Consider the following 26,142-nt stretch of genomic DNA (forward strand, 5'->3'; position numbering starts at 1 on the left):
CATGGAGATTGACGCAGCGCGCGAGGTGAGGACCACCTGCCCCTATTGCGGGGTCGGCTGCGGCGTGCTGGCGAAGATCACCGCGGACGGGCAGGTATCTGTCCGCGGCGATCCCGATCATCCCGCGAATTTCGGCCGGCTCTGTTCCAAGGGCTCCGCACTGGCCGAGACGATCGACCTCGACGGCCGGCTGCTCCATCCGCAAATCCACGACCGCCCCGCCGGCTGGAACGAGGCGCTCGACGTCGTCGCCTCGACCTTCCGGCACACCATCGCCGAACATGGCCCCGACGCGGTCGCCTTCTACGTCTCCGGCCAGTTGCTGACCGAGGATTATTATCTCGCCAACAAGCTGATGAAGGGGTTCATTGGCTCGGCCAACATCGACACCAATTCGCGGCTCTGCATGGCTTCGTCGGTTGCCGGCCATCGCCGCGCGTTTGGTTCGGACACTGTGCCGGGAACCTACGAGGATCTGGAGTTGGCCGACCTGATCGTGCTGGTCGGCTCCAATCTCGCTTGGTGCCATCCCGTGCTCTATCAGCGCATCGCGGCTGCCCGGGAAACGCGGCCCGAGATGAAGGTAGTGCTCGTCGATCCGCGCCGTACCATGACATCTGACATCGCAGACATGCATCTGGCGATCGCGCCGGATGGCGACGTCGCCCTGTTCACCGGCCTGCTCGCCTGGCTCGGCCAGCACAATGCGCTCGAGCGTGCCTATATCACGGCGCATACGGCCGGATTCGGACAAGCCCTGTTCGCCGCCTCGACGCTCGATCTTGCCGGCGTCGCTGCCGCCACGGGCCTCAGCGAAGACGAACTTAGCCGTTTCTACAGCCTGTTCGCCAGGACGGAAAAGACCGTCACCGTCTACAGCCAGGGCGTCAACCAGTCGTCCCAGGGCACCGACAAGGTCAACGCCATCATCAACTGCCATCTCGCCACCGGCCGCATCGGAAAAGCGGGCGCCGGCCCTTTCTCGGTCACCGGCCAGCCCAACGCCATGGGCGGCCGCGAGGTCGGCGGCATGGCCAACATGCTCGCCGCCCACATGGAGATCGAAAACCCCGGGCATCGCGAACGCGTGCAGCGCTTCTGGAAGGCGCCGGCGATTGCCGGGGAGCCCGGTCTCAAGGCGGTCGAGATGTTCAAGGCGGTGGCCGATGGGCGCATCAAGGCGTTGTGGATCATGGCCACCAACCCGGTCGATTCCATGCCGGATGCAGGGGCAGTCGAGGCGGCGATCAAGGCCTGCCCGTTCGTCGTGGTGTCGGACGTGCTGGCCGAGACCGACACGGTCCGCCACGCCCATGTCCGGCTGCCGGCCACGGCCTGGGGCGAGAAGGACGGCACCGTCACCAATTCCGAGCGCCGCATCTCGCGCCAGCGGCCGTTTTTGGCCGCCCCCGGCGAGGCGCGGCCCGACTGGTGGATCATTGCGGAAGTGGCAAGGCGGATGGGCTTTGGCGAGGCGTTCGCGCATGAGAGCCCAGTGGAGATCTTTGCCGAGCACGCCGCGCTGTCGGGGTTCGAAAATGATGGCGAGCGGGATTTCGACATCAGCGCTTATGCTGCGATCGATGTTGAGGACTACGAAGGATTGGCTCCGTTCCATTGGCCGGCGCCGAGCCCAGGCACCCCCCTCTGGCCTGCCGGCAGGCCAGAGGGGGGTGCTCAAGCTCAGCTTCAATCAGAAGGGGGTGCTCAGGCTGGAACTCGGCCAGAGGGGGCCACTTCGATTGAACGCCAACCAACCCGTTTCTTCGCCGACGGCAACTTCTACACGCCCGACCGCAAGGCCCGCTTCATCGCTCTGCGCCCAACCGTCGAGACCCGCATCACCGCCGCCGTCCCGCTCGTCCTCAACACCGGCCGGATCCGCGACCATTGGCACACCATGACGCGTACCGGCAAAAGCCCGCGCCTGTCCCAGCACATCGCCGAGCCCTTCGTCGAAATCAATCCCGAGGATGCGCAGCGTTACGGCATTGGCGACGCCGACATCGCGCGCGTTTCGACTCCGCGCGGCGAAGTGCTGGTCCGCGTGCTGGTGACAACGCGCCAGCGCCCGGGCAGCCTGTTCGCGCCGATGCACTGGACCGACCAGTTCGCCGCCAGGGGCCGGCTCGACACGCTGACAGCGTCGCTTACCGATCCCGTGTCGGGGCAGCCGGCGCTAAAGCATGTCGCCGCCCGCATCGAGAAATTCACCGCTGGGGCCTTCGGCTTTGCCGTGACACGCAAAAGGCCCGTGATGATGGCCGCCGACTACTGGGCGATCGCCAGATGCCGGGGCGGCTGGCGGGTCGAGCTGGCCTTTGCCAATGACGATATCGACTGGACGGCCTTCGCCGGCTCGCTCTTCGATGCCGCGGATGCCGAAATGCTCGCCTATCACGACCACGAGGCCGGCCAGCACCGCATCGCCGCCTTCCAAGGCGAGCATCTGGCGGGTGCCTTGTTCATCGCACCCGGTCCGGTCGCGGTGTCGCGCGGCTGGGCCGCCGAGCAGCTTGGCGAGGTCCACGCCAGCCAGCGCGAACGCTTCAGGATCGTCGCCGGCCGCGCCGGTGCCGATCGGCCCGATGCCGGCGCGACCGTCTGTTCCTGTTTCAACGTCGGGGTGAACCAGATTACCGCGGCCGTGGCGGCCGGCTGCAACAGCGTCGAAGCCATCGGCGCCACGCTCAAGGCAGGCACCAATTGCGGTTCCTGCCGGTCGGAAATCCGCACGATCATCCAGGCCCGTCGGGTTCAGGCGGCCGAGTGAAGGTGTCCGTCCCACCTGGCAAAGTGGCACGGCCTTGCGAAATCGGCGGAACCCGCAACGGCTTCAACCTGTCCAACGGTTAATTCGACTTGGCTGGGACTCATTTGGTTGATGGAGGTGAAAGATGCCGCCATGGACCAGCAACTGGAACGCCTTGACGACCGTTGCGCCACGCTGCGGCTGGATCTCGCCGTTCGGCTAACGATTCGGGAAGGGGTTCTCAAGCCATAGCAAACGAGACGATAACCGTTGCCGTGGATCTGTGTCTCGGCTGGCCCTGTTCTTCGTAGTTGGTACGTCTGGACACAGATGTCGAAGACTGGAAAATGGGGAACGCAATCTCGCCATGCGAGTTGATTCAAGGCATCGGGAGATCATCGCTGAATCTGCAAGACATAGCCGGCCATCCAGCCTTGCACCGCTACGTTCAGGAACAGTCGCAGTCCCTGATCCGCATCTATGAGGAAAGCCCGCGGCTGGCTTCGATCTTTGCCACGCAGCAGCGCTGGCTGTTGGGCCATGTCGGCCTTGCCATGCACTTCAGGCGCGACCCGAACGACCGCCGCAAGGACCTGACCGTATCGCGTTTCATCGAGGTCGTGCACAAGAACGCGGTTGCCAGCCGCAACACGGCGGACGCCTTCATCAAGGAGATGCTGCACTACAACATCGCCGAGTATGTGGCGGGTGGGGACGGCCGCACGCATCCCCTGCAACCGACGGCGGCGACGATTGAGCGATTCACCGGCTGGGTAACAGCCCATCTGCGCACGCTCGACCATATCGATGGTGGCAACCGGCTGGCCAGGTTCCTGGAGCGGCCAGACATGCTTGCCACGCTGCAGCCGCTGGTGGCTGACGGCTTGCTAGCCTCAAAGCCGGTGCGCGAACCCAACCAGACCTTTTCCCTGTTCATCTGGCTCAACAATGGCGGCATCGTCATGGACTGGCTGATGTCGGGCATCAACCCCGACCATGCCGGGCTGGAGCGAATTCCGACCGGCGTGGTTTCGATCGGCGACTTCGCCAAATGGCTCAAGCTGTCGCGGACCCATCTCAGCCGTAAACTGCGCACGGCGGAGGAACTCGGCAGCATTGGCTGGCTTGGTCAGCGCGGCAATTCGGTGATGTGGGTGTCGCACGGATTCTACGAGGAATACATGATCGTCCAGGCCGCCAAGCTGGCCGTCGTCGACAGCGCCTTCGCAGCGTGTTTTTCCACCGACCGCCGAGTCCCGTCACCTCCCAACTTGTGAAGGTGATGCAGGCTTATTTAAAGCGTCGATCGCGCGGGCGCGGCGCCGGTCAGACTGGTTGCGCCTCGTCGGTATGGCGTGCGCTCCAATGGCGCAGCACGACGGGAACGACGAGCGCCAGGCCGAGCAGCGAGGAATAGAGCTCAGGCGCCACCAGCAGCAGGGCGGCAAATACCAGGAGCACGTTCTCCCATGGGCGCGTTCGCACCAGCAGATAGCGCGACAGGGCGGCCCCGAGGCAGGTGATACCAAGCACGCAGCCGCCAAAGGCCAGGAAGAAATTCGGCCAGGTGAAGTCCTTTGTCACCAGCAGCAGGGACGGCGAGAAGACGAACACGAAAGGAACCAGCGCCTTGCCCAACCCTAACCGGAAGGCGGTGTTGCCTGTCTTGAACGGGTCCGCCCCCGCCATGCCGGCGGCCGCATAGGCGGCCAGCGCCACCGGTGGCGTGATGTCGGCCAGCAGGCCGTAATAGAACACGAAGAAGTGGGCGACGATCGGTTCGGTGCCCAGCATGACCAGCGCGGGTGCCGCGATGGTCACCATGATGATGTAGTTGGCCGTCGTCGGGATGCCGCAGCCCATCAGGATGCAGACCACGCCGGTCATGAGCAGGGTGAACAGCAGCGTCAGGCCCTGAGCCGAGAAGATCGACTCGGGGATGAAGGTGCCGAACAGGAGCGACAACTGGCCTGCCGTCGAGGTGACGATGTAGGATAGCTTGAAGCCGACGCCGGTCAGGGTGACGACGCCGACGACGATGCCGACGGTGGCGGCCGCGGCACCGACGGCGAGCGCATATTTGGCGCCGTCGCGCAGGCATACTGCGATGTCGGCAACCGACATGCGACGGCGCGGATTGAGCAAGCCGACGGCGATGCAGAGCGTGATGCCCCAGAAGGCGGCCATGTAGGGCGTGTAGCCCGAGAGCAGGACGCCGATGAGGACGACGAGCGGGATGATCGTCGGCCAGTCCCGCTTCAGCGCCTCGACGACGTCGGGCATCTCGTCCGGCCTGAGCCCTCGGAGGCCGGTGCGCTTGGCCTCGAAATGCACCTGCATGAACACGCCGAAGAAATGCATGAAGGCAGGCACGATGGCGGCCAGAATGATGGTCGTGTAGGGCAGTTCGAGGAATTCGATCATCAGGAAGGCGGCCGCGCCCATGATCGGCGGCGTGACCTGACCGCCGGTCGAGGACGCCGCCTCCACCGCCGCGGCGAAATGTTTCTTGTAGCCGAGCTTGATCATCGCCGGGATGGTCAGCGAGCCGACGGTGACGGTGTTGGCGACCGACGAGCCGGAGATCATGCCGAACAATGCCGAGCCGAAGATCGATACCTTCGCGGGACCGCCGGCGTAGCGGCCGGCGACCCAGGCGGCACAGTCGAGGAAGAGCTGGCCGAGGCCTATGCGGGTTGCGAAGACGCCGAACAGCACGAAATGGAAGACGTAGGTGGCGACGACGCCGAGCGCGATGCCGTAGATTCCCTGCGTCGTCAGATAAAGGTGATCGACAAGCTGGGAAACGGACGCGCCGGGGTGCACCAGAATGCTCGGCATGTACCGCCCAAACAGTGCGTAAGCCATGAAGATGCACGCGATGATCGGCAGCGGGATGCCGACGGAGCGGCGCGTCGCTTCCAGGAGGAGCAGGATCAGGATAACGCCCAACACCACATCGAGCGTCGTGGGGTTGCCGACGCGGAAGGCAAGATCGTCGAGCGGGATCATCGGCACGTGCAGGACGGCCACCACGGCGGCGAGCGCCAGCAGCCAGTCGAAAAGCGGTATGCCAAGCGGCCGCAGGAAGCTGGATTGCGCGGGCTGGTCGTAACCCTTCTTCACCAGCGGGAAGACGAGGAAGATCAGCGCCAGCACCATCGACAGATGGATGCCTCGGTGCAGCATCTCCTGCAGCAATCCGAAGCCAGCGGTGTAGTAGTGAAACAGCGACAGCGCCACCAGGAGGAAGCCGACCAGCCAGCCCGCGGCCTGGGTCAATGGCCGGAATCGGATTTCGGAGTCGAATTTCTCCTCCAGTTCGCGAGCTTTCTCCTCATCGAACTCCATCGCGGAAAGCGTGATTTTGTCATCGTCGCTCATGGCCGGTTCCGTGTCCTGAGTTTCCAGGCAAAAGAGGCGGAAAGCACGCCTCCCGCCTCGCTGTCGTCCATCGGTCCTACGCGCTGGTAGCTCCTACTTCAGGGCGCCGACTTCCTTGTAGAATTTCTCCGCACCGGGATGAAACGGAATGCCCGCGCTGGTGACCGCGTTCTGGAGCGTGATCAGCTTGCCCTTGGCATGGCCGGCCTGCAGCGCCTTCTGGGTCGCGTCGCTGTAAAGCGATTTGACGATCTTGTAGACGAGGTCGTCGGTCTGCTTGGCGCTGGTCACCCATTGCGCGGCGACGGATATGGTCTTGGTCTCGCCGACATTCTTGTAGGTGCCTCCCGGCACGGTGTCGGCGGAAAAGAACTTCTGCTCGGACAGGAGCTTGTCGGCTTCGGGGCCGGTGATTGGAACCAGGGTGATGTTGTTGGTGCTGGCAAGTTCGACGATGGCGCCGGTCGGATAGCCGCCGACGAAGAAATAGGCGTCCATAGCGCCATCCTGGAGCCGCTCGCCGGCCGGACCGGGCTTGAGGTATTCGGGCTGCACATCTTTCTCCGTCAGCCCGTATGCGCCGAGCACGAGGCGCGCGTCGACAATGGTCCCTGAGCCCGGCTCGTCGAGGGAAACGCGCTTGCCCTTCAGGTCCGCCACCGTCTTGATACCAGCATCCGCTCGGGCGACCAGATGGATCGTTTCGGGATAGAGCGTCGCGATGAGGCGCAGGTCATCAGCCTTGGGCTTGCCCTCATAGAGGCCAGTGCCCGAATATGCCCAGTAGGCGACATCGGATTGCGTAAACCCTGATTCGGATGCACCCGACTGGATGGCGCTGATGTTGGCGACCGACCCGTTGGAGGACGTGGCGGTGGCGACCAGGCCTTCGACGCCGGCCGGCCCCGTTGCCGAGATGGCGTTGGCGATCAGGCCACCCACCGGATAGTAAGTGCCGGACGTTCCACCCGTGCCGATGCGGAAAAAAGCCTGCTGCGCGTGCGCCGGCGAAAGGCCGGCGGCGGCCAAAGCCAAAGCTCCTGTGCCCATGGAAAAGGTGCGGCGGTTGATCGAAACAGTCATAACTACCTCCGAGTCAAAGATCGGCAGGATGTTGCAGCAACCGGAAGGTTGTCAACCTGCGCGTGCTTTTTGGCCGTTCCAAAGCGCTTCCAGGAAGGGTATGTTTCCGCCCGGAATCGCGTAAAAACAGGGACTTAATGGATGGCACCCGGCTCCGGGCCAACGACCTGCATAAATCAGGGGCTTACAGCAGGTCGGGCGAATCCTATTCGCCGCGACATGCCGTAGAGCGGTTTAACCGCGTCGCCGGCGTCACCTGCCTGTTGGCGACAACCAGCCAAACACAAGAACCGTGAAACAAAAAACCCGCCTTGCGGCGGGTCATCGGCGCATGTCGGCACCATGCGGAAGATGGTAGCATAACTGCACTCGGCAATCAACCTCCGGTCGCAAACGGTTCGGTTGCGCAACGACACCCGAACCGGGCCGGCGTTCTCAATCGATGTCGAACGAGACGCCCTGGGCGAGCGGCAGCGCCTTGGAATAGTTCACGGTGTTGGTGGCGCGCCGCATATACGCTTTCCACGCATCTGAACCGCTCTCGCGGCCGCCGCCGGTTTCCTTTTCGCCACCGAAAGCGCCCCCGATCTCGGCGCCGGAAGTACCGATATTGACGTTGGCGATGCCGCAATCCGAACCGTCGACACCGAGGAAGCGCTCGGATTCCTGCAGGTCGCGGGTGAAGATCGACGACGACAGGCCAGCGCCGACCGCGTTGTGCTCGTCGAGCACGGCGTCGAAATCGGAATACTTCATCACATAGAGGATCGGCGCGAAGGTCTCTTCCGTCACCGGTGCAACCTGCTTCGGCATTTCGACCAGCGCCGGGTGCACATAATAGGCATCGGGATGGCCGTTCTCGACCCGGCTGCCGCCAGTCACCTTGCCGCCATGCGCGGCCGCCTCCGTCAGCGCCTTCTGCATGGCATCGAAGGCGGCCTTGTCGATCAGCGGACCGACCAGTGACGAGGTCTCCAGCGGATTGCCGACCGAGACGCTCTGATAAGCCTTCTTCAGTCGCGGCACCAAGGCGTCGTAGACGCTGTCATGGACGAACAGGCGGCGCAGCGTCGTGCAGCGCTGGCCGGCGGTGCCCATGGCGCCGAAGGCGATGGCGCGCAGCGCCATGTCGAGATCGGCCGTCGGGCAGACGATGCCGGCATTGTTGCCGCCCAGTTCCAGCACGGCGCGGGCGAAACGCTTGGCTAGGCGCGGACCGACATCCCGGCCCATGCGAGTCGAACCGGTGGCCGAGACCAGCGGCACCCTGGGATGGTCGACCAGGATTTCGCCGACCGCACGGTCGCCGATCAGAACCGGTGCCAGTCCTTGCGGTGCGTCGGTGCCGAAGCGCTTGACCGCACGCTTGAAGATCGCCTCGCAGGCAAGCGCGGTCAGCGGCGTCTTCTCCGACGGCTTCCATACCACTGCATCGCCGCAAACCAGCGCCAGTGCGGCATTCCACGACCACACCGCGACCGGGAAGTTGAATGCGGAGATGACACCGACGACGCCAAGCGGATGCCAGGTTTCCATCATGCGGTGGCCCGGACGCTCGGTGGCGATGGTCAGGCCGTACAATTGCCGGGACAGACCAACGGCGAAATCGCAGATGTCGATCATCTCCTGCACTTCGCCGAGCCCTTCGGACGGGATCTTGCCGACCTCGATCGACACCAGCCGGCCAAGCTCGGTCTTGTGCGTACGCAGTTCCTCGCCCAGCAGCCGCACCAGTTCGCCGCGCTTGGGACCCGGCACCAGCCGCCAGGACTGGAACGCCTTGTGGGCTGCATCGATGGTCTTTGCCGCGTCGGCCGGCGAGATCGTCTTCAGCGCCGCGATCCGCTCACCCGTCACCGGACTGCGCACGATCAGGTCGCCGCCGTCAAGCGCCTCCTTGGCCACGCCCAGTTTCGCCAGAAGCTCGGCCGTTTCCTTCGCTATCGTCATTTCTGTCCCTTTCAGAATCCCGCCGCTCGTAGGGCGCGGGCCAACGCCTGCCATGCCTTCCCGGCGCCGTCGCGGCTGGAAGCGGCTGTCATGGCGTGCCATTACCTGTTTCAGGGGAAAATCGCCACCCCGGCATGGTCCAAGCCCGGGCTGCACGATTGAGCCAGGCAATGCTCGGGCCGTGTAGGGGGTCAGTTTGCGTTTTTCGCCGGCATGCGTACGGCGCCGTCCTTGATCAGACGGTCGATATGCATGCGGATATGGGCAGCTTCCGCCGCGGTGTTGGCGAGCGCGATGGCGCGGTCAAAGGCAATGCGTGCCTCCTCGCCCCGGTCGAGTTGCATCAACAGCCCGCCCTTGAGGCCGAAGAAATGGAAATAGCCCGAAAGCCTCGGCTCGAGCGGCTCGATCATCGCCAGCGCCGCTTCCGGTCCGCGCACCTTGGCGACCGCGACCGCACGGTTGAGCGTGATGACCGGCGACGGCTGCATCTGCTCGAGCAGGCCATAGAGCAGGTCGATCTCCACCCAGTCGGTGTCCTCGGCTTTCTCGGCCCGCGCGTGGAGCGCTGCGATCGCCGCCTGGACTTGATAGGGACCTGGCTTGCGATGGCGCAGCGCCTTGTCGACGAGCGCCAGCCCTTCGTCGATCATCTTGCGGCTCCACAGGCTTCGATCCTGGTCCTCGAGCAGCACGATCTCGCCATCATCGTCAAAACGTGCCGGTGCGCGTGCGTGCTGCAGCAGAAGCAGCGCCGTCAGCCCCATGATCTCCGGCTCGGTCTGGAACAGCCGCAGCAGCAGCCGGGCAAGCCGGATCGCTTCCTCGCACAAGGGCGCGCGAGCCGGCGCCTCGCCGCTGTTGGTCGAATAGCCCTCGTTGAAGATCAGGTAGACCATGGACGCGACCGCCGCGAGCCGCTCGGAGCGCTCGACCGCGCCCGGCGTCTCGAACGGTACGCCAGCGTCCGCGATGCGCGCCTTGGCGCGGGTGATGCGCTGCTCCATCGCGCTCTCGCCGATCAGGAAGGCGCGCGCGATCTGCTTGACGGTGAGGCCGGAGACGACGCGCAGCGCCACCGCGATCTGCTGCGTTGCGGGCAAATCAGGGTGACAGCAGATGAACAGCAGCCGCAATATGTCGTCGCGGTAATGCGCTCCGTCCAGCCGCTCGGCGATGTCGCTTTCGGCGTCCTCCAGATCGGAAACCTGGTCCTCTTCCGGCATCGGCGCCTGCTTGGCACGCTTGCGCACCGCGTCGATGCCGCTGTTGCGGCCGACGAAGATCAACCAGGCCGCCGGATCGCGAGGCGGCCCGTTTTGCGGCCAGTTCTTCAGCGCCTTGAGGCAGGCGTCCTGGAAAGCTTCCTCCGCCGTGTCGAGATCGCGGAAATAGCGCAGCAGCGCGCCCATAGCCTGTGGGCGGGCAGCGCTGATCGCGGAGCTTATCCAGGCGAGTTCGGTCATGCCGGAACCCTCGTCGGATGGAACACCGATACCGGGCGGATTTCGTAGGAACCGCCGCTTGGGTTGACCTCGGAGAGCTCGCGAGCGAATTCGACGGCCTCGTCGAGGTCGGCGCAATCGAGCGTGTAGAAACCGAGGAACTGTTCCTTGGTCTCGGCGAACGGCCCGTCGATGACCAGCGATTCACCTTTCACTTTCCGCAGCGTCGTTGCCGCCGTCGTCGGCAAAAGCCGCGCCACGGGCCCAAGCCGGCCGGCGTTGGCATACTTCTCCTGAACGCCGAGCAGGTCGGCCATGACCTTGTCGTCCTGTTCCTTGCTCCAGGAACAGACGACATCTTCGGAGGCGTAGCAGAGGATGGCGTAGAGCATGGACGGTCCTTTTCTGTAGCAAAGGACGAAACAGTAGGGCCGATGCCGACATGGCGTCGATAAAAAAATCGAGACGCCGCGGATTCAGCGGCCGCCGATTGCCGCCGATCGGTCCTCCTGCGTCTTCAACCATCTCAACACGAGCGCTTCCTCCTCATCGAGGCCTTCGATGGATCGCTTGCGCTTGTTGGCTTCCGCCATTTCGGCAAGCAGTCGTCCTTCGCTCCAAGCCTTGAAGACCTGCGGATGGATATAGCATTGGCGGCAGACCGCGCGCGTATTGCCCAGCCGTTCGGCCACCTTGTCGATGACGTTGTTCATCACCCGTTTTTGCTGTGCCTGGCTCTCAGGCAGTTCCGTCTGTGCAAACAGCGACGCGGCGTGGATGGTGCCGCCCCATGTGCGGAAGTGCTTCGAACTGAACGCATCGCCGACCGCTTCGCGGATATAGTGGTTCACGTCGTCGGAGCGGACAGGGCGTCTGTTGCCGTCCTCGTCGAGATACTGGAACAGTTTCTGGCCCGGCAGGTCCTGCGCGCCCCGAACGATCCCCGCGATCCGGCGGTCAACCAGCTTCAATTTCCATTCCTTGCCGGACTTGCCCTTGAAGGCGAAGCGCAGGCTCGATCCCTTGATATCGACATGCCGGTCCCGCAAAGTCGTCAGGCCGAAGCTCTTGTTGTCGCGAGCATAGGCTGCATTGCCGACGCGGATCATCGTGTTGTCGAGCAGCCAGACCACCGCGGCGGCGACGCGTTCGAGCGGCAGGCCGTGACGACGCAGGTCGCTGTCGATCCTGCGCCGAAGGTCCGGCAGGCTTTCGGCGAAAGCCACGAGGCTCGAATATTTGGCGCCGTCGCGCTCCTCGGCCCATTGCGGATGATAGCGATACTGCTTGCGCCCCCGCTGATCCCTCCCGGTCGCCTGGATATGCCCGTTCGGATCGGGCGAAATCCAGACATCGGTCCAGGCCGGCGGTATGACGATCGCCGCGATGCGCGCTCTGTCGGCATCGGAGACCGCTTTCCCGTCCGGTGCCTTGTAAGCGAATCCCTTGCCTGCCTTCAGCCGGCGGATGCCAGGCTCGGCATCGCTGACATAGGTCAGCGCGGCATCCCTGGCGGAAATCTGTGCTCCATTCTTGGGTACGCTATCACCGTCGGCCAATCGGCTCCGCGACGATCCGGTTCTCTGCAGCATGTAAGCTCCACACGAAATATGCGTAGATAAGCTGCGGGCTGACCGCTGGTTCCACACCCCGCCTGGAAACAAGGCAATCCCGGTGGCGTCGGTCGGGCCTACAATGCGCGCTGCATCTGTGTCGGCGGAAGGGACAGCCGGCGGCGCGCCGCGAGCTTGAATTTGTAGCGCAGGCAGCGCCAAGCTTCCGAGCGCCGCTTCGGCGCCACTGAGGCTATTGCGAGAAAGCGCGTGGCCATGTCCAGGTCGCCCCGCGCATAATGGACACGGGCGATCTTGAGCGCGACGAGGCCCTCCCTGGCTTTCAGTGCCGAAATCGGGATGCCGCAGTCGGTAAGCGCACGCAGCTCCCGGCGCCAGTCCAGGAAGCGCCGCACCGGGTTGATCGTGAAGCGATCGTCCGAACGCTCCGCTGAAACTTCGTAGATCATGACGGGGCGCTGAACCATGACCAGCGACGCCTTGCTCATCAGCCGCGCCCAGAACAGCGTGTCCTCGTCGAAGGCGAGCCCGACGGGGAACCGGGTCTCGCCGATGAGACGCCGGGAAGCCAGCACGCTGCCCACCGCCACCGAGCGTATATCTCCCTTCACGTAGGCGGAGGCGTTGGTGAGGCAGGCCGCGGTATAGCCGTTTGGCACCTTGATCTGCCGGTCCTGGCCGTTCACCCTGCGCCGGAAGGCGCCGACGATCATGTCGGCCTTGGGCTGGGTTTCCGCCTGCGACAGCAAGGAGCTTAAGCCGCCCTGAAGGTGCAGGTCGTCGGCGTCGATCAGGTAGACCCACGGATGGGCTGCCTCGTCGAGCGCCAGGTTGCGGGCGCCGCCGGCGTCGCGGCAACTGGCGGGCAGCACACGCAAAGGCAGGGATGATTGCGCCGCGGCCTGCCGGGCTGCATCGGCTGTGCCATCGGTCGATTGATCGTCGACCAGCAGGACCTCGCCGATAAACCCGGCCTCTCCGCCAAGCGAGGCCAGCGTTTTAGCGATCGTTGCCGCCGCATTGTAGGCGGGTATGACGACGCTGACAGCTTTCAATGACAAACCTCATGCCTGTGCGCGGCAGCCTAAGACTATTCTCCCTCCAAGCGAATACAGACTAAGCACTTACAGGAAAAGTGTGAAACGGCGCTTTTCCGTCCGGAATTGCGCGAAATCAAAGACTTGGATCGGCTCGCCTTTTCCGTGAACCGGTGAGCTGCTCTAGTGACCGCATCGATGTTTGAGAAGTCTGCCCCATCCTTGTGAGAACTCGCGGCGCCGGCAAGTTAGTGCGCCCCGTTTCACGCCTTTTCGAGCACGACCGGGATGACGTCGACCGCCTGGTCGCCGACCTGTCCGCCAGTCGTCTTCAGCACGCCGACGATGGGCGCCACATCCGAATAGTCGCGCCCGTAACCAACGGTGATATGGTCGTTGGAGGCCCGCATGCCATTGGTCGGATCGAACTCCTGCCAGCCGGCATCACGCCCGCACCAGACCTTGACCCAGGCATGCATGGCATCCGCGCCTTCCAGCCGGGGCTTGCCTTTGGGCGGAATGGTGCGCAGGAAGCCACTGACATAGCCGGCCGGAATGCCAAGCCCGCGTAAGCCGGCGATCATGATGTGGGAGAAATCCTGACAGACGCCCCGCTTCAGCTGGAAGGCGTCGCTGGCCCGGGTCCGCACCGTGGTCGCCTCGTCATCGTATGTGAAATCGCGATGGATGCGATTGCACAGGTTCATCGCCGTCCCCGCGGCCGAGTTTCCGATACTGTCTCGCGCGAATGCGGTGATCGCGGCATCGATGCCCGCATGGCTGCTGGCGGCCAGGAAATGGTGCGGCGAGGCAGGCGCAAGCGACCGCACGGCGGCCAGATCCTGTCGAAGGCGGCGGAGATCGGGCGACACGTCGAGCCCCGGCTCGGGCCGCGCCACCGACACACGCGCGCTCATCCTGATGTCGAGCGTGTCATGGGCGTCGCGAAACGCGATCGAAGTGACATTGTTGCCGAAGAAATCGGAAAAATCCGACCGTTCGTTGGGTGCCGGTGAAAAAGAAAGGGAAGCGGCGATGACACGCTGCACACCGTCAATGGTCGACGGCAGCACGCGCACCTGATGGCGTCCGCCACCAGCTGCGGCAGCATAGTCGTAGTGGAGCAGAAGCCTGATGTCATACAGCATGGCCATCTCTTTCTAGCCGAAATAGGCTTTGGCGAGGCTGCTGTAGAGCCCGCCTATTTCGCCCGCGAGATCGTTCAACGCCTTCACCGTCATGTCTGCCGGTTCCTTGATGGCGATGGACGTGTTGAGCTGCAGGATCTCCTTGGCCGCCGCCGACATGTGCCCCTCGCCGCCGGTCGCCGGCAACAGCCCTATCTCTGCTTTCAGCCTCTCCAATTGGAACAGGATGGAGCGTGGATTGAGCGGATCGAGCGCCAGGAGATCGATCACCGTGCGCCGGCCGGCCTGCACCGGATATTGCCGTCGATGGGTCATCACGCTGTCGCCGATCTCCAGCATCATGTCCAGCGCCCCGTCCGGCGCCTTGCTGCTGGTCAGTCGGGCCAGCGTACTGGCGATCTGGATGCCGCGCTCCAGCCGCCGGCCGATCTCGAGGAAACGCCAGCCAGCAAAGCGGTACATGTTCTCATGCAAAAGGCCCGAGAATCCGGCAAGCTTGCGCAGGATCACGGTCATGGCCCGCGTCGCATCGTCGCCGGGCGCCACTGTGGTGGCGAACTGATGGATCGTTTTCGACAAATCCTTGAGCGCCAGCCAGCCATCCGGCGAGAAACGATCGCGGATCTGGCCGGCGCTGTACACCGCGCTGTCGAGCGTGCCGATCAGCCCTGGCGGGATCGCCGTTTCGACATCGATGCCGAACGGTTCGAGATAATCCCTGATATCGGCCAGCAGCGGCATGTCCGGATCGGACGTTTCGGCGAGCCGCACGTGATAGGCGCGCAGGATACGCACCGTGTCTTCCGAGCGTTCGATGTAGCGGCCGAGCCAGGTCAGGTTTTCCGCCGCGCGGCTGGGCAGGCTGCCGGGCCTGGTACGGTTGAAGCTGTCGCTCTCCTGCGGCAGCAGCGTCTCGCGCTCCACGGGTCTGTCGCTCACCACCCAGACATCAGCCGCCTGGCCGCCGCGCTGCATGGCGATCGCCGTCGGGTCGAGCGATAGGCCGACGCGCGCAAACCCGCCCGGCATCACCGTCCAGCCCTCGGGCGTACGCGCCAGATAGACGCGCAGGCTCGCCGGCCGCGGTTCCAGCCAGCCGCCGACATAGACCGGCGTCGTCGAAAGCGTCACCGCCTCCTGGCCGACGAAGGCCTCGCCGTCGCGTTCGATGCGCGCCACCAGTTCCGCCCGCTCCCCGACCGACAGCGCCGAGCCGAGCTTCGTCTGTCCGTCATCTTCGAAGGCAAGTCTTGTCGACAGCGCCGGGCCGACCACCATGCGGTCGATATTGGCGAGCACATGGGCGCGCTCCGTCTCCTGCCCGCACCACCATGTCGCCACACTGGGCAAAAGCAGCTCCTCGCCCCACAATTCGCGCGCGATCTTGGGCAGAAAGGCGAGCAGCGCGCGCGTCTCCATCAGGCCCGAGCCCAGCGCATTGACGGTGGACACCGTGCCTTGCCGGATCGCCTCGACCAGCCCCGGCGTACCGATCTGCGAATCCGGGCGCAGCTCGAGCGGATCGGCGAAGGCGGCATCGAGCCGCCGCCACAGCACGCTGATGGGCATCAGGCCGGACACGGTCCGCACCATCAGCCTGCCGCCGGAAACGGTCAGGTCCTCGCCTTCGAGCAGCATGATGCCGAGGTAGCGGGCGATATAGGCGTGTTCGTAATAGGTCTCGTTGAGTGGCCCCGGCGTCAGGATGGCGACGCGGCCGTCGCTCTCCTTTGCCATGCCGATCAGCGCATCGCGAAAGCGGCGGAAGAAGCCGGCGAGCCGGTGCACATGCATCTCGCCATAGATGTCGGACAAAGCGCGCGTGGTGGCGACCCGGTTTTCCAGCGCGAAGCCGGCGCCCGAAGGCGCCTGGGTGCGGTCGCCCAGCACCCACCAGCGGCCGTCCGGACCGCGGCCGAGTTCGAAGGCGCAGAAGTGCAGGAAATGCCCTCCGGCCGGCCTGGTGCCGACCACGGGCCGCAAATATTCAGGGCTCGCCGCGATCAGTCCTGCCGGCACGATGCCTTTTTCGATCAGCCGGTTCGGCCCATGGATATCGGCAACAATTTCCTCGAACAGTTCGGCGCGCTGCACCAGGCCGGCGCTGACCGCCTGCCACTCGCTGTCCTCGATGAGCAAGGGAATATGCGCCAGCGGCCATTCGCGCTCGTTGGCGCCCGCCTTGTCGTAGACGCGGTAATAGACACCGGCATCGCGCAGATACTGATCGGCGCGGGCGAAGCGCTGGCCGAGCTTTTCGGCCCCGAGGTCGTCGAGCGCTTCGACAAAATGCTTCCAGACCGGACGGGGATTGCCTGACGCGTCGACCATCTCGTCGACGACGCCGTCGATCGGCTGGTAGTGCTCCAGCAGGCTATGGGCCTGCGGCTTGCCGCGCACCCTTTTGTGATTCCCCTTTGCCATGTCAGATCACAGTCTTGGTGGACGCCTGAGGTCAAGGGTCATCGGGAAATCTTCCGCCGGCTGTTCCTCGCGCAACACATAGCCCGAGGGTGTGTGGCCGCGCGGTTCGAAGCGGGCGAGCCGCCGTGCCTCCGCCTCGTTGCCGTTGACGGGGAAAGTGTCGTAGCTGCGCCCGCCGGGATGCGCGACATGGTAGACGCAGCCGCCGATTGCCCGGCCGGACCAGCGGTCATAGATGTCGAACACCAGCGGCGTGTTGACCGGCAGCGCCGGATGCAGGCCCGAGGCCGGCTGCCAGGCCTTGAAGCGCACGCCGGCCACCGCGACCTCCCTGTTGTCGGTAATCCTCATCGGCACGATGCGGCCGTTGCAGACGATCGCATGACGCTCCGGGTTGAGGCCTTCGGTCCTGACCTGCAGCCGTTCGACCGATGAATCGACGAAGCGCACGGTGCCGCCGATCGCGCCCTGCTCGCCCATCACATGCCATGGTTCCAGCGCTTGCCTGAGCTCCAGCTTGATGCCGGCATGCTGCACCTCGCCGCAGAAGGGAAAGCGGAATTCGAGCTGGGCATCGAACCATTCGGGCCGGAATTCGAAACCATTGAGCTTGAGGTCGTCGAGCACGTCGAGAAAGTCCGCCCAGACATGGTGCGGCAGCATGAAGCGATCATGCAGCGAGGTGCCCCAGCGCGCGAAGCGCCCGTCGAGCGGGTTCTTCCACGCGCGGGCGATGATGGCCCGCACCAGCAATTGCTGCGCCAGAGACATGCGCGCATTGGGCGGCATCTCGAATCCGCGGAATTCGACAAGGCCAAGCCGGCCAGTCGGACCATCCGGGGAAAACAGCTTGTCGATGCAGATTTCCGAGCGATGCGTATTGCCGGTGACGTCGGTCAACAGGTTGCGGAACAACCGGTCGACCAGCCACGGCAAGGGTGCGGCACCCTGGTCGGGATGCGGCACCTGCGCCATCGCGATTTCAAGCTCGTAAAGAGAGTCGTGGCGCGCCTCGTCGAAGCGCGGCGCCTGGCTGGTCGGGCCGATGAACAGGCCGGAGAACAGATAGGACAGCGAGGGATGCCGCTGCCATTGCAGCACCAGGCTCTTCAGCAGGTCGGGCCGGCGCAGGAACGGGCTGTCATTGGGCGTGGCGCCGCCGACCACGACATGGTTGCCGCCTCCGGTGCCGGTGTGGCGGCCGTCGATCATGAACTTGTCGGCGCCAAGCCGCGTCTGCCGCGCCTCGTCGTAGATCGCCGTCGTTGTCGCCACGCAGTCCTGCCAGTTCGAGGCAGGGTGGATGTTGACCTCGATGACGCCGGGATCGGGTGCCACGCGGATGACGTTGAGGCGCGGGTCATGCGGTGGACCGTAGCCCTCGATGTGCACGGGAAGGCCAATCGCCCTTGCCGCGTTCTCGGCGGCGGCGACGAGTTCGAGATAGTCCTCGAGCGCCTCGACCGGCGGCATGAACACGCACAGCCTGCCGTCACGCGGTTCGACCGAAAGTGCCGTGCGCACCGCGCCGCCGATCTCGGTGATCTCCTGCTCGACGCGCTCCTGCTGGCCGGTCGTCGCCGTGAACGAGGCTGCCTGCTGGCGACGGGCCATTTCGTCGGCGCCTTCGAGTTCCGCAGGAGCGGCCGCTGGCAAGATCGCTTCGCGTACGGGCAACGGGCCACGCGGCAGCGACGGATCGACGGGCACGATGTAGGGGAATTGCGCCGGCGGCACATAGGGCAGCGTGCCCAACGGCAGGCGATAGCCGACCGGAGAATCACCCGGCACCAGGAACAGCCGGCCGCGCCGCGTCTTCCATTTCTCCGAGCGCCAGCGCGGATCGGAGGCCTGGCTGTTCCAGCGCTGCACCGGCAGCACATAGCCGGACGGCTTGGTCAGCCCGCGTTCGAAGACACGCGCCATGCGGCTGCGTTCCTCCGGATCTTCGAGTTTCGAATTCGACGGGTCGACATTGTCGGGCAGCTTGCCTTCCTTGAGCAGCCATTCGGCCGGATCCTCATAGGCTTCGCTGACCATGGACGTGTCGATGCCGAGTTCGCCGGCGATCGCTGTCAGCAGGCTTTCGGCTTGTTTCGGGCCGATATCAGCCGAACTATCTTCCCGCGCGATCAGCGACGGGTCGCTCCACACCGGCTCGCCGTCGGCGCGCCAAAAGAGCGAAAACGTCCAGCGTGGCAGGCTTTCACCGGGATACCACTTGCCTTGGCCGTAGTGGAGAAAACCGCCGGGCGCGAAATGCTCGCGCAGCCTGCGGATCAACGCATCGGCCTTTTCGCGCTTGGTTGGCCCAACGGCGGCGGTGTTCCATTCGGCGGCCTCGAAATCGTCGATCGACACGAAGGTCGGCTCGCCGCCCATGGTCAGCCGCACATCCCCGGCCGCGAGCGCGGCATCGACCTCGTTGCCGAGCGCGTCGAGCGCCTGCCAGCTCTCATCCGAGAACGGCTTGGTGATGCGCGGATGCTCGGCGATGCGGTCCACCCGCATCTCGAAGCCGAACTCGACATTGGCAAAGCTCGCCATGCCGGAAATAGGCGCGGCATTGCGGAAATGCGGCGTCGCTGCCAGTGGCACATGGCTCTCGCCGGTGAGCAGGCCCGAGGTCGGATCGAAGCCGATCCAGCCGGCGCCAGGAATATAAACCTCGCACCAGGCGTGCAGGTCTGTGAAATCGACCGCTGTCCCGGCCGGCCCATCCAGCGCGACAAGATCGGGCTTGAGCTGGATCAGATAGCCCGAGACGAAGCGCGCGGCGATGCCGAGATTGCGCAGGATCTGCACCAGGAGCCAGCTTGAATCGCGGCAGGAGCCCTTGGCCGCTGCCAGCGTTTCCTCCGGTGAGAAGACGCCGGTTTCCATGCGCACGATATAGGCGATCTCGCGCTGCAGGCGCGCATTGAGATCGACGAGGAAATTGACCGTGTTGGGCGCGCTGCGGTCGACGGTTTTCAGAAACGCCTGGAGCAGCGGCCCGGCCGGCTCCGGCGTGCGGTAGATGGCGAGGTCGTCACGGATCTCCTCGGGATAGTCGAACGGGAACGCCTCGGCCGACGGTTCGACGAAGAAGTCGAACGGATTGTAGACGGTCATGTCGGCGACGAGGTCGACCTCGATCTTCAGCTCCGTCACCGGCTCCGGAAAGACGAAACGGGCGAGGAAGTTGCCGTAAGGATCCTGCTGCAGATTAACGAAGTGGTTCGCCGGCTCGACCTTGAGCGAATGGCTCAACACCTTGGTGCGGGAATGCGGTGCCGGCTGCAGCCTGATGATTTGGGGCCCGAGAACCACCGGCCGGTCGTATTTATAGTGGGTCAGGTGGTAGACGGCTGCCAGAATTGCCATGGGGCCCCGGAGATCGGCGTTTCATCAGCCGAACCCTGACACATCTGGCCGCCATTCTCCAAGCGGATGTTGCGGTGCACCTAAATTAAAGAACCGCTTGCCGGCTTAAGTCGCTCAAAAGAAGGCCTGTATCCCCGTTTGCGCCCGTCCCAGGATCAGCGCGTGCACGTCATGGGTGCCTTCGTAGGTGTTGACGGTTTCCAGGTTCTGCGCGTGGCGCATGACGTGATAGCCGATCTGGATGCCGTTGCCGCCATGCATGTCACGGGCCTGGCGGGCGATGTCGAGCGCCTTGCCGCAATTGTTGCGCTTGACGATCGAGATCATCTCCGGCGCCATCTTGCCTTCATCGAGCAGGCGCCCGACGCGCAAGGAGGCCTGTAGCCCCAGAGCGATCTCGGTCTGCATGTCGGCGAGCTTCTTCTGGTAGAGCTGCGTGCCGGCCAGCGGCTTGCCGAACTGCTTGCGGTCCAAGCCATACTGGCGAGCGCGATGCCAGCAATCTTCCGCCGCTCCCATCGAACCCCAGGAGATGCCGTAGCGGGCCCGGTTGAGGCAACCGAAGGGTCCACCGAGGCCCTTGGTGTTGGGCAGCAGCGCGTCCTCGCCGACCTCGACGCCTTCCATCACCACTTCACCGGTGATCGACGCGCGCAGCGACAGCTTGCCGCCGATCTTCGGCGCCGACAGCCCTTTCATGCCTTTCTCGAGCACGAAACCGCGGATCTCGTCCTTGCCGTTCTCCCCCTTCAACTTCGCCCATACGACGAACACGTCGGCGACCGGCGCGTTGGAAATCCACATCTTGGAGCCGGAGAGCTTGTAGCCGCTGGCGGTCTTTTCGGCACGGGTCTTCATGCCGCCGGGGTCGGAGCCGGCATCCGGCTCGGTCAGACCGAAGCAGCCGATCCATTCGCCGCTGGCAAGCTTCGGCAGGTACTTCCTGCGCTGTTCGTCCGAACCATAGGCATGGATCGGGTACATCACCAGCGACGACTGCACCGACATCATCGAGCGATAGCCGGAATCGACGCGTTCGACTTCCCGCGCCACCAGCCCGTAGGTGACATAGCTGGCAGCGAGGCCACCGAACTCCTCCGGAATGTTGATGCCGAGCAGGCCGGCCTCGCCCATCTCGCGGAAGATAGCCGTGTCGAAGGTCTCGTTGAGATAGGCTTCCTCGATACGCGGCGCGAGCTTGTCGGCGGCAAAGGCGGCAGCGCCATCGCGCACCATGCGCTCGTCTTCCGAAAGCTGGTCCTCGATCAGGAACGGGTCTTCCCACACGAATGCATTCTTGTCGGCCATGGCTTCTCGGTCCTTGAAACAGGTGAAGCCCGGCTTATCGGCTCGTGGCCTGAAAAAATCAAACGAAATTGCTTCACGGATCAATGAGCGCTAGGAATGGATCATGAGTGTCCAGCGCCGCCTTTTGCCCAACATCAGCGCCCTTGCCGCCTTCGAGGCCGTGGCGCGGCTTGGCTCCTTCACCGCCGCCGCCCAGGAATTGGGCCTGACCCAGGGCGCGGTCAGCCGCCAGGTCAGGCTTTTGGAAGATCAGTTCGGCCGCCGGCTGTTCGAACGCGACAGCCGCAATGTAAGGCTCTCCACGGCAGGTGAAATCTACGCCGAAGCGGTACGCTCGGCGCTTGGCCAGCTGCGTGACGCAGCCCTTGGATTGATGAGCAATCGGCATAGTGGGATCTTGAATCTTGCCATCCTGCCGACTTTCGGCACACGTTGGCTGATGCCGATGATCCCCGATTTCGTCGAGAACAATCCCGACATTACCATCAACTTCGTCACCCGCGTCGGGCGCTTCGACTTCGCTCGCGAACGGTTGGATGCCGCCATCCACTACGGCCTGCCGGACTGGCCGGACGCCGACTCGACCCTTCTGGTGCGCGAGGCGGTGGCGCCGGTGGTGTCACCCGAATTCCTCGCCGGCCGCGCCATCGCCACGCCGGCCGACATCGGCCGCCTGCCGCTGCTGCACATGACGACGCGCCCCGGCGCCTGGAGCGAATGGTTCGAGCATCAGGGCCTGAGCGCGCCGACCGGGCCTGGCATGCAGTTCGAGCAGTTCGCCACCGCCGCCCAGGCTTGCATGACCGGGCTCGGCGTGGCGCTCTTGCCGCAGATCCTCATCGAGGGTGAACTGCAGCGCGGCCAGCTTGTGCCCGCGCCTGGCCAGCCGATGCAGAGCCGCAGCGCCTATTACCTCGTCGTCCCCCACGACAAGCGCGGCTATCCGCCGGTTGCCAGTTTCCGGGACTGGCTGCTCGGCCAGCTTGAGAAGGAGCCGGCTGTTCTGGCGTGGTAGCTACTTTCGCTTCAGCGCGTCCGCCAGCGCGGCGCCGAACGCACCTTGCTGTGCCGGCCGCTCCGGCTGGCGTTGCGGCGTAGGCCCGCGTGGCGCCGGCCTGCCGCCGCCATTGTCGCGCGGCCCGCCCTTCGATGCACCGCCCTCGCCGGCATCCTTACGCATGGAGAGCGCGATACGCTTGCGCTTGATGTCGACATCGACGACGCGCACCTTGACCACGTCGCCGGCCTTGACCACCTCATGCGCATCCTTGATGAAGCGGTCGGCGAGCTGCGAGACATGCACCAGCCCGTCCTGGTGCACGCCTATATCGACGAAGGCGCCGAAAGCGGCGACATTGGTTACGGTGCCTTCCAGCAGCATGCCGGGCTTCAAATCCTTGATCTCGTCGATGCCATCGGCGAAGGTCGCCGTCTTGAAGCCGGGACGCGGATCGCGGCCGGGCTTCTCCAGCTCCGCCAGAATGTCGCGCACCGTCGGCAAGCCGAACCGCTCATCGACGAAGACGCGCGGGTCGAGCGCCTTGAGCGCGGCACTGTCGCCCAAAAGCGAACGCACGTCGCGGCCGCAGGCGGCGACGATCTTCTTGGCCACGCCATAGGCCTCCGGATGCACCGACGAGGCATCGAGCGGCTCGCTGCCATTGGCGATGCGCAGGAAGCCGGCGGACTGCTCGAACGCGCGCGGTCCAAGCCGTGCCACCTTCAGCAGATCCTTGCGGCTGGCGAACGGGCCGGTCGCATCGCGATGCGCGACGATTGCATCGGCGAGCGACGCGCCGAGGCCTGAAACCCGCGCCAGCAACGGCGCCGACGCGGTGTTGAGGTCGACGCCTACCGCGTTGACGGCGTCCTCCACCACCGCTTCCAGCGAGCGGCCGAGCCGGTACTGGTCGACATCGTGCTGATACTGGCCGACGCCGATGGATTTCGGCTCGATCTTGACCAGTTCGGCCAGCGGATCCTGCAGCCGTCGCGCGATCGACACCGCGCCGCGCAGCGACACGTCGAGGCCGGGGAACTCGGCGGCAGCCGTCGCCGAGGCCGAATAGACCGACGCTCCCGCCTCGCTGACGATCACCTTGAGCGGCTTCGGGCCGCCGTCCGAAGGCATGTCGGACAGCATGTCGGCGACCAGCTTCTCCGTCTCGCGGCTGCCGGTGCCGTTGCCGATCGAGATCAGCTCGACCTTGTGCTGGCGGATAAGCGCCGCAAGTTCGGCCTGCGTGCCACGCACATCGTTCCTCGGCGGAAACGGATAGACCGTCGTCGTCGCCAGCAGCTTGCCGGTGCCATCGACCACCGCCACCTTGACGCCGGTGCGGATGCCGGGATCGAGCCCCATCGTCGGCCGCGAGCCGGCGGGAGCCGCCAGCAGCAGATCCTTGAGGTTGCGGGCAAAGACATGGATCGCTTCTTCCTCGGCCCGCTCGCGCAGGTCGCGCATCAGGTCGAGCGTCAGGTGCAGCGACAGTTTGATGCGCCAGGTCCAGCCTGCCACTTCCATCAGCCAGCGGTCGCCTGGCAGGCTGGCACCGATGGCGTAGGCGTTGGCGATCATCCGCTCGACCGGCTTCACCGGCGAGCCGTCATCGGCATCCACCTCGATGTCGAGCGACAGCACCTCCTCGTTGCGGCCGCGCAGCATGGCGAGCGCGCGGTGGCTTGGCACGGTCGCCCAACTTTCGACATGGTCGAAATAGTCGGAGAATTTCGCGCCGGCCTCCTGCTTGCCGTCGACCACCCTGGCGCGCAGGAAGGCGCGCTCCTTCATGTAGCTGCGCAGCTTGCCGACCAGATCGGCGTTTTCGGCGAATTGCTCCGACAGGATGTCGCGCGCGCCCTCGAGCGCCGCCTTCGCATCGGCCACCTCGCCGGTGACATAGGCGAGCGCGACGTCCGCGGGCACCAGCGCACGGTTGTTGAGAATGGCTTCGGCCAGCGGCCCCAATCCACGCTCGCGGGCGATCTCGGCCTTGGTGCGGCGCTTCGGCTTGTAGGGCAGGTATATGTCCTCGAGCTCCGCCTTGGTCGCGGCGCCCGCGATCTTGGTTTCAAGCTCTTGCGTCAGCTTGCCCTGCTCGCGGATCGAGCCCAGGATGGTGTCGCGGCGGGCGTCGAGTTCGCGCAGATACACAAGACGCTCGGCAAGGTCGCGCAATTGCGTGTCGTCCAGCCCGCCGGTCACTTCCTTGCGGTAGCGTGCCACGAACGGCACCGTCGCCCCCTCATCGAGCAGTCCGATCGCCGCGGCCGCCTGTTCCGGCCGCGCCTTGATTTCGGCCGCGATGATGGCTGCGATGCGCTTGATGTCGGATGCCATGTCTTCCCACTCTCGTCGAAAAGAGCGGCGACCATAAGGGTTGGCGTGCGGCCCGCCAACCGCCGCGCCTCTATCAGGCCGTCGGGTCCACAGGAAAGCGCGGGACGATTGGATCGTCCGCGCTGGTCAGACCATCCGGCTCAGCGCCTCGAAAAACGCAACGATCTCGATATCCAGCGCATCGTCGACCGGCTCCGGCTGCGACGACATCTTGGCGATCACCACTTCGGTGCTGGGATCGACATAAAGCCACTGGCCATGGATGCCGATGCCGCAATACGCGCCATTTTCGAAGCCGGTCTGATACCATTTGTTACGGTAGCGGCCTTTCGGGAACAGCGGCAGCATGGCACCGCGCCGCCAAGCTTCCGAGCTGCCGCCGGTGCTGGTGGTGTCGCGCACCCAGGCCTCGGGCAGGATGCGGCGGCCATTGGCGGTGCCGCCCTGCCGCATCATCTCGCCGAGGCGCGCCAGGTCACGCGGCGTCACCGAAATGCCGCCGGCTGTGCGAGCCGTGCCTTCCATGTCGACGCCGACTGAGGCCTCGCCGACGGCGCCAAGCGGCAGCCATAGTTTCTCGCGCATCAGGTCGGTGAAGCGCTGGCCCGAGGCGCGCTCGAGCAGCAGGCCGAGCAGGTCGGAATTGGGCGAGCGGTAGCGGAAGGTCTGGCCATGCGGCTCGGCAAGCCGCTGCAGGGTCAGGATGAATTCACGCAGGCTTTCGGTGCCGCCGCCCGGATTCCACAGCGTCGCTCGGCGATAGCGGGCGAAGGCGCTTTCCGGATCGAGATAGGCCTCCTCGAAGTCGAGGCTGACGCTCATGTCGAGCACATGCCGAACACTTGCATCGCCATAGGCCGAGCCGGCTGCTTCCGGGATATAGTCCGTCACCGGCGCTTCAGGGTCGAACACGCCCTCGCCTTCCAGTATGCCGGCGATGATCGCGGTCACCGATTTGCTGATCGAGAAGATGATGTGGCGCGCGCCAAACTCCATATGCGGCGCGAACCAGTCGCCAATGATCTTGCCGCCTTTCATCACCGTCAGGGCGTCGGTGCTGGAGCGCAGGAGGAATTCAGCCACCGTCTCCGGTGCAGTCGCGACCGTGACCTTTTCCCCGAGCAAGCCGTCCATGTCTCGCCGAGGGGCTTCTGCGGCGCCGGGCGCTGCCGCCACCCGGGCGGTCGGCACCAGTTCGCCGAGATTCTGGAACGACCACCGATTGAACGGGCTCACACGCCAGTTGCCGAGCAGCACCTCGTTGCGGCGGAATCCGTATCGAGTCTCGAACGCGGTCTTGCCGGTCATGGCGTTTCCTCCCAGTCCATTGG

General features: G+C 64.8%; 16 protein-coding genes. 3 read left to right on the forward strand and 13 right to left on the reverse strand.

Going from position 1 to position 26,142, the window contains the following annotated elements; genetic code table 11:
- Window position 1 precedes the first annotated feature (1 nt).
- Window positions 2-2,773: a nitrate reductase gene (locus tag LB524_RS22310; protein WP_224530162.1), complete on the forward strand. Its 2,772-nt coding sequence runs from the start codon at window positions 2-4 to the stop codon at window positions 2,771-2,773.
- A gap of 326 nt (window positions 2,774-3,099) precedes the next feature.
- Window positions 3,100-4,029, forward strand: a complete 930-nt coding sequence (locus tag LB524_RS22315) for a hypothetical protein (RefSeq protein ID WP_224530163.1) — start codon at window positions 3,100-3,102, stop codon at window positions 4,027-4,029.
- 49 nt (window positions 4,030-4,078) lie between these two features.
- On the opposite strand, the gene LB524_RS22320 is transcribed toward LB524_RS22315, so the two are convergent.
- The 11 genes from LB524_RS22320 to LB524_RS22370 form a co-directional block, all read right to left on the reverse strand.
- On the reverse strand, window positions 4,079-6,136 hold the full coding sequence (locus LB524_RS22320; protein ID WP_015315950.1) for a TRAP transporter permease: 2,058 nt from the start codon (window positions 6,134-6,136) through the stop codon (window positions 4,079-4,081).
- Window positions 6,137-6,229: 93 nt separating this feature from the next.
- Complete coding sequence (locus LB524_RS22325; RefSeq protein WP_224530164.1) at window positions 6,230-7,219, reverse strand: TAXI family TRAP transporter solute-binding subunit; 990 nt, start codon at window positions 7,217-7,219, stop codon at window positions 6,230-6,232.
- A 435-nt stretch (window positions 7,220-7,654) separates the two neighbouring features.
- Window positions 7,655-9,169: an aldehyde dehydrogenase family protein gene (locus LB524_RS22330; RefSeq protein WP_140619496.1), complete on the reverse strand. Its 1,515-nt coding sequence runs from the start codon at window positions 9,167-9,169 to the stop codon at window positions 7,655-7,657.
- Between the two features lie 191 nt (window positions 9,170-9,360).
- Window positions 9,361-10,635, reverse strand: coding sequence for an RNA polymerase sigma factor (locus tag LB524_RS22335; protein ID WP_224530168.1), 1,275 nt, complete (start codon window positions 10,633-10,635; stop codon window positions 9,361-9,363).
- Window positions 10,632-11,006 carry a YciI family protein gene (locus LB524_RS22340; RefSeq protein WP_015315946.1) on the reverse strand — a complete coding sequence of 125 codons (375 nt, stop codon included), beginning with the start codon at window positions 11,004-11,006 and terminating at the stop codon, window positions 10,632-10,634. Before LB524_RS22340 ends, LB524_RS22335 begins: the two co-directional genes overlap by 4 nt.
- Window positions 11,007-11,090: 84 nt before the next feature.
- The gene (locus LB524_RS22345) at window positions 11,091-12,206 is read right to left on the reverse strand and encodes a DNA topoisomerase IB (RefSeq protein ID WP_140661836.1); all 1,116 of its coding nucleotides are present in this window, start codon (window positions 12,204-12,206) and stop codon (window positions 11,091-11,093) included.
- Window positions 12,207-12,304: 98 nt separating this feature from the next.
- Window positions 12,305-13,243 (reverse strand): glycosyltransferase family 2 protein, encoded by a 939-nt coding sequence (locus tag LB524_RS22350; RefSeq protein ID WP_224530170.1) that lies wholly within the window; start codon window positions 13,241-13,243, stop codon window positions 12,305-12,307.
- 245 nt (window positions 13,244-13,488) lie between these two features.
- On the reverse strand, window positions 13,489-14,373 hold the full coding sequence (locus LB524_RS22355) for a transglutaminase domain-containing protein (RefSeq protein ID WP_140792790.1): 885 nt from the start codon (window positions 14,371-14,373) through the stop codon (window positions 13,489-13,491).
- A 12-nt stretch (window positions 14,374-14,385) separates the two neighbouring features.
- Window positions 14,386-16,797, reverse strand: coding sequence for a circularly permuted type 2 ATP-grasp protein (locus LB524_RS22360; protein ID WP_140875277.1), 2,412 nt, complete (start codon window positions 16,795-16,797; stop codon window positions 14,386-14,388).
- A gap of 6 nt (window positions 16,798-16,803) precedes the next feature.
- Window positions 16,804-20,163 carry a DUF2126 domain-containing protein gene (locus LB524_RS22365; protein ID WP_224530172.1) on the reverse strand — a complete coding sequence of 1,120 codons (3,360 nt, stop codon included), beginning with the start codon at window positions 20,161-20,163 and terminating at the stop codon, window positions 16,804-16,806.
- 114 nt (window positions 20,164-20,277) lie between these two features.
- A complete protein-coding gene (locus tag LB524_RS22370; RefSeq protein WP_224530174.1) occupies window positions 20,278-21,471 on the reverse strand; it encodes an acyl-CoA dehydrogenase in 1,194 nt (397 codons plus the stop codon).
- Between the two features lie 103 nt (window positions 21,472-21,574).
- On the opposite strand from LB524_RS22370, the gene LB524_RS22375 reads away from it, so the two are divergent.
- Window positions 21,575-22,486, forward strand: coding sequence for a LysR family transcriptional regulator (locus tag LB524_RS22375; RefSeq protein WP_224530176.1), 912 nt, complete (start codon window positions 21,575-21,577; stop codon window positions 22,484-22,486).
- Here LB524_RS22375 and LB524_RS22380 read toward each other — a convergent pair whose 3' ends face one another.
- Both LB524_RS22380 and LB524_RS22385 read right to left on the reverse strand, forming a co-directional pair.
- The gene (locus LB524_RS22380; RefSeq protein ID WP_224530178.1) at window positions 22,487-24,811 is read right to left on the reverse strand and encodes a Tex family protein; all 2,325 of its coding nucleotides are present in this window, start codon (window positions 24,809-24,811) and stop codon (window positions 22,487-22,489) included. It lies immediately after the preceding gene.
- Between the two features lie 126 nt (window positions 24,812-24,937).
- Window positions 24,938-26,119, reverse strand: a complete 1,182-nt coding sequence (locus tag LB524_RS22385; RefSeq protein WP_224530180.1) for a serine hydrolase domain-containing protein — start codon at window positions 26,117-26,119, stop codon at window positions 24,938-24,940.
- Window positions 26,120-26,142: the final 23 nt, after the last annotated feature.

The sequence above is a fragment of the Mesorhizobium sp. ESP6-5 genome (assembly GCF_020164695.1).
Classification (GTDB): Bacteria; Pseudomonadota; Alphaproteobacteria; order Rhizobiales; family Rhizobiaceae; genus Mesorhizobium; species Mesorhizobium australicum.

Excerpts from the sequence above, each read along its gene's own strand:
- LB524_RS22310 (WP_224530162.1), top strand. The coding sequence starts at position 2 with ATGGAGATTGACGCAGCGCGCGAGGTGAGGACCACCTGCCCCTATTGC.
- LB524_RS22315 (WP_224530163.1), top strand. The coding sequence starts at position 3,100 with ATGGGGAACGCAATCTCGCCATGCGAGTTGATTCAAGGCATCGGGAGA.
- LB524_RS22320 (WP_015315950.1), bottom strand. The coding sequence starts at position 6,136 with ATGAGCGACGATGACAAAATCACGCTTTCCGCGATGGAGTTCGATGAG.
- LB524_RS22325 (WP_224530164.1), bottom strand. The coding sequence starts at position 7,219 with ATGACTGTTTCGATCAACCGCCGCACCTTTTCCATGGGCACAGGAGCT.
- LB524_RS22330 (WP_140619496.1), bottom strand. The coding sequence starts at position 9,169 with ATGACGATAGCGAAGGAAACGGCCGAGCTTCTGGCGAAACTGGGCGTG.
- LB524_RS22335 (WP_224530168.1), bottom strand. The coding sequence starts at position 10,635 with ATGACCGAACTCGCCTGGATAAGCTCCGCGATCAGCGCTGCCCGCCCA.
- LB524_RS22340 (WP_015315946.1), bottom strand. The coding sequence starts at position 11,006 with ATGCTCTACGCCATCCTCTGCTACGCCTCCGAAGATGTCGTCTGTTCC.
- LB524_RS22345 (WP_140661836.1), bottom strand. The coding sequence starts at position 12,206 with ATGCTGCAGAGAACCGGATCGTCGCGGAGCCGATTGGCCGACGGTGAT.
- LB524_RS22355 (WP_140792790.1), bottom strand. The coding sequence starts at position 14,373 with ATGCTGTATGACATCAGGCTTCTGCTCCACTACGACTATGCTGCCGCA.
- LB524_RS22360 (WP_140875277.1), bottom strand. The coding sequence starts at position 16,797 with ATGGCAAAGGGGAATCACAAAAGGGTGCGCGGCAAGCCGCAGGCCCAT.
- LB524_RS22365 (WP_224530172.1), bottom strand. The coding sequence starts at position 20,163 with ATGGCAATTCTGGCAGCCGTCTACCACCTGACCCACTATAAATACGAC.
- LB524_RS22370 (WP_224530174.1), bottom strand. The coding sequence starts at position 21,471 with ATGGCCGACAAGAATGCATTCGTGTGGGAAGACCCGTTCCTGATCGAG.
- LB524_RS22375 (WP_224530176.1), top strand. The coding sequence starts at position 21,575 with ATGAGTGTCCAGCGCCGCCTTTTGCCCAACATCAGCGCCCTTGCCGCC.
- LB524_RS22380 (WP_224530178.1), bottom strand. The coding sequence starts at position 24,811 with ATGGCATCCGACATCAAGCGCATCGCAGCCATCATCGCGGCCGAAATC.
- LB524_RS22385 (WP_224530180.1), bottom strand. The coding sequence starts at position 26,119 with ATGACCGGCAAGACCGCGTTCGAGACTCGATACGGATTCCGCCGCAAC.